Source organism: Sphingomonas sp. PSPC2-2 (genome assembly GCF_049897725.1).
Taxonomy (GTDB): Bacteria; Pseudomonadota; Alphaproteobacteria; order Sphingomonadales; family Sphingomonadaceae; genus Sphingomonas.
Window position 1 is genome coordinate 1 of sequence record NZ_JAFCWU010000029.1, and the last position, 3,737, is coordinate 3,737.

The 3,737-nt window shown below is 61.4% G+C and carries 3 protein-coding genes; all 3 read right to left on the reverse strand.

From position 1 onward, the window contains the following. Positions 1–120 precede the first annotated feature (120 nt). From ACP7BY_RS20930 to ACP7BY_RS20940, 3 genes are read right to left on the reverse strand one after another with little or no spacing between them, the layout of a single operon-like run. A complete protein-coding gene (locus ACP7BY_RS20930) occupies positions 121–1,125 on the reverse strand; it encodes a tyrosine-type recombinase/integrase (protein WP_024310637.1) in 1,005 nt (334 codons plus the stop codon). Continuing rightward, complete coding sequence (locus tag ACP7BY_RS20935) at positions 1,122–2,036, reverse strand: tyrosine-type recombinase/integrase (protein WP_132884434.1); 915 nt, start codon at positions 2,034–2,036, stop codon at positions 1,122–1,124. The genes ACP7BY_RS20930 and ACP7BY_RS20935 overlap by 4 nt, the downstream gene beginning before the upstream one ends. Continuing rightward, entirely contained in the window at positions 2,030–3,577 is a 1,548-nt protein-coding gene (locus ACP7BY_RS20940) for a tyrosine-type recombinase/integrase (RefSeq protein ID WP_011540750.1), read from the reverse strand. The genes ACP7BY_RS20935 and ACP7BY_RS20940 overlap by 7 nt, the downstream gene beginning before the upstream one ends. Positions 3,578–3,737 lie beyond the last annotated feature (160 nt).

Genomic DNA, 3,737 nt, shown 5'->3' on the forward strand with positions numbered 1-3,737 from the left:
ACATATTCTTTGCAGTCGCAGTTTATGTCGAGCGTGGCGGCGAGAGACGCAGGTTTCCTTCGGTTTTCCATGATTTCACTCCAGATAATATGCGGGTTAGAGGGAGTGTTCGAAGACGGGTCAGGCCCGCCTTCGAACGTCGGTGAGCATTGTGATCAAGGCGTCGGAAGGCGGCTTGAAGCGCCCCGGCTTGATCGCAGGGGCACCGTGGGCTGCGAGAATCTGCAGCTTCTCTTCGGGATCGGCGCGCAAGTAGGTCTCGGTGCTCTGGATACTGGCGTGGCCGAGCCATAATGCGACCTTGCGAATGTCCCCCGTCGCCGCGAGCGTGTGCATCGCGCAAGAATGACGAAGCACGTGGGGTGTGACGCGCTTCCCAAGGATCGACGGCTGCTTCGTCGCTGCCGTCTTGACGTGCTCGGCCAATCGGAACGCAAATCCGTCGCGGGTCATCGGCTGCCCGTTGGCATTGAGGAAAATCTCGGTGACCTCAACTTGAGGCCGGATCGCAAGCCATGCGCGCAATGCGATCTGGGTCTCCTTCCACAGCGGCAGGACCCGTTCACGTCGCCCTTTGCCCATGATGTGCATGGTGGACAGGGAGCGGTCCGGGAAATCGCCCAGTTGCAGCGTTACGAGTTCCGACACCCTCAGTCCGCCAGCATAGGTAAGATGCAGCATCGCGCGATCACGGGTGCCGAGGCGTGTCCGGGGATCGGGTGTATCGAGCAAAGCCTTGATCTCGGCCCGGTCGAGGTAATCGATCAGCGCCTTGTCTGTCTTCTTGGTCGGGATTGCTCTGACACGGAGTGCCTGATCGAGGCAGGCTGGAATCCGGTACTCGATGTATCGGAAGAAGGATCGGATCGCGGCGAGCCTGCCATTGCGGGTCCGCACGCAGCTGCCGCGGCCGATCTCCACATGATCGAGGAAGGCCATGATCATGTCTGTGCCGAGATCCTCAACCTCGAGATCGGTCGGTCGGCGCTTCAGCCGATCGGCAGCGAACTGGACGAGGAGGACGAAGCAGTTGGCATAGGTCTTCACCGTGTGCGGGCTGACGGCGCGTTCGCGCGGCAGATGTTCCCGCAGATATGCCGAGAGATGGGGAGCAAGCGCCGTCATGCCGCTTCTCCTTGAAAAAGTTGCTCGCTTGCAGCCGCAATGTCGCGCAGCAGCACTGGCGTGGCTTCGAGATACCAGTACGTGTTGGCGATCGACGCGTGCCCCAGGTAGACACTGAGACCGGCCATGTGGTGGGCAATGGCCTCCCTCTCACGCGGGCAGGACTCAAGCGAGCGAACAGCGAACGTATGTCGCAGATCGTGGAGTCGCATGCCTGCCGTACCGGTTGCTCCACGATATCCGAGAAGCCGGGCCAACCTGACGAACACGACGTGGGCGCGCACCTTGTGCGGCGCCCGCCCCCGGATAGTGACGAACAGGTCATTACACTTGGCCGGGTGCTTCGCGCGGATCGCAATGTAGGCTTCGAGTGCTTGGCGCGTCGATGGCTGCAAGGCGATCAGTCGCTGCTTGCCGAACTTGCCGTTGCGGACGACCAGCCCATCCTCGACCAGATCGTTGCACTGTAGCGCGAGAGCCTCGGAAATCCGGAGACCTGTCGCCGCGAGCAGGCCGAACAGGTAATGGTACGTGTATGGGCTAATCGTGCCATGGGGCGGAACGTTCAATGCCGCCGCCATGATCGCCCGCACCTGGTCCGCTTCGATTATGGTCGGAGTGGGACGTGGCCGCTTCCCCCGGCCGAAAACGCCGACAGGCGGGACTTCGTTGTCTGGGTCCTCGGCATGAGCGAAAAGGCTGAAGTTACGAGCAGCGTCGTACCTATGGCGAGCCACGTTTTGCGAGCTTGCCGTGTGGCACCAGTCGTAGATGCGCTGCACTCGGGTGTGCCGGTCACCGAAGCGTTCAGCGAAAGCGGCGTATTGGCGCAGCAGTCGTTCCTGTTCCGAGAACTTCCGCCCCAAGCTGCGATACAGCGAGACGTATCTGGCAATCTGCGTGCTCAGCATGACGGTTCTCCCGGCCATGGCTGCGCGATTTTCATGAGCATCGGCAGGTCGACCTTGGCGTAGATGGCGGTGGTCTCGGGCGAGCTGTGGCGCAGGATCGTTCCAACGGACTCCAGCCCTGCGCCCGCGCGCAGCAAGTTGGTGGCAAGCGAATGCCGGAAAATGTGCGATCCGGTCGGCACGCCTTCGATCCCGCCGCGCTCATGCGTGCGTGCAACGATGCCGGCGATCTCCGCCGATGAGCGGAACGAACGGAACGGGGCTTGCGCGCGCACGAACAGATGCGGATCGGCGGTCTTGGGACGCGCCGTGGCAATGTAGTCCAGGATCGCGTCACCGACGTCCTGAGGCAATGGCAGGCGATCAGGCCGACGCGTCTTGCCCTTGACCGTCAGGTGGCCCGAGCGCCAGTCGATATCGTCGAGGTGCATATCCCGAATATCACCGGCACGCAGGCCAAGCCGGGCGAGCAGGAGAATGATGGCCTTGTCCCGAACTTCCACCGGGCGATCAGTCGGACATGCGCCGATGATCTGCTCGATCGTTGCCGGGTTAACGTGCCGGGGCAGCGTCGAAAGACGGTAGCGTTGCACTGATGGGATCGCGTGCAACAAAGCTGGACGGCAAATACCCTGCACGACCAGGAACCGAATATAGCTCCGTATTATCGTGACGAGCAGTGATGCCGAACCCGGCGTCTCCTTGCTTCGTTGTTGAAACGCCCGTCTGAGGACGGCTGCATCCCATTGTGAAGGCTCGCCGAGCATAGGCGCGAGCCGCCTGATATCGGCCCGGTAGCGCCGGATCGTCTCATCGGTCGCGCCGCGGTGTTGCTTGAGCCATGCCAGATATGCCGCCATGTGCGGGTCGTCATCCGACACCAGTTCGACTGAAGGGATGACACCGCGGTCGCGCAAGAACTCGACGAAGTGCCGAGCGCCTCGCCGCCGCCGCTTCGCGCCCGAGGCAACAAGCTTGCCTCGCTTGCGCCAGACCGGACATCGACAATCATGCGCGCCGTACTGGTCGATGATCGTGTCATCGATATCGGCCCATTGTCGTCGCGCAATGCGAAGCCAGGCCGCGAAATGCTCGGCCTCGGATCGATAGGACTGGGCCGGTCCTTGCGCGAGTTGCAAGCGATCGATCCCATCGAAATAGTCGGCGAGGTGCCGTGGCAGATCGTCGATCCCGTCGTCGACACCGACGTAGCCTTGATCCTCCAGGAAGCGGACGAAGCGCCTGACTCGCGCTGCAATGTCCGCCTTATAGACTGGCTGCTGCGCCGAATACCGGTGGCAACGGCACCGATGCTTCTCGAACCGCCGAACGGTCCGATCGTCGATCGTGCGGATCGCGATCCCATGCAGTTCCATCCAATGCAGGAAATGACGGGCCGCAGCGCCAAACAGAATCGCACTGCCTGACCTCTCGTCGAGCGACAGAGAGGAGAGGAATGCGGTGAGTAGAGCGTCGTGACTGGGCGGGTCTTCGACCCGGAGCCGGGCCGCTCGAAACGACAATAATGATCTTGATCGCATGTTGGTTCCTTCGACTTGTTCAGGTCGAGGGAACCGTAATTATCTGGAGTGAAATCATGGAAAACCGAAGGAAACCTGCGTCTCTCGCCGCCACGCTCGACATAAACTGCGACTGCAAAGAAGCCGTGTAATGTGGAGCTCCACATTACACATATTCGCG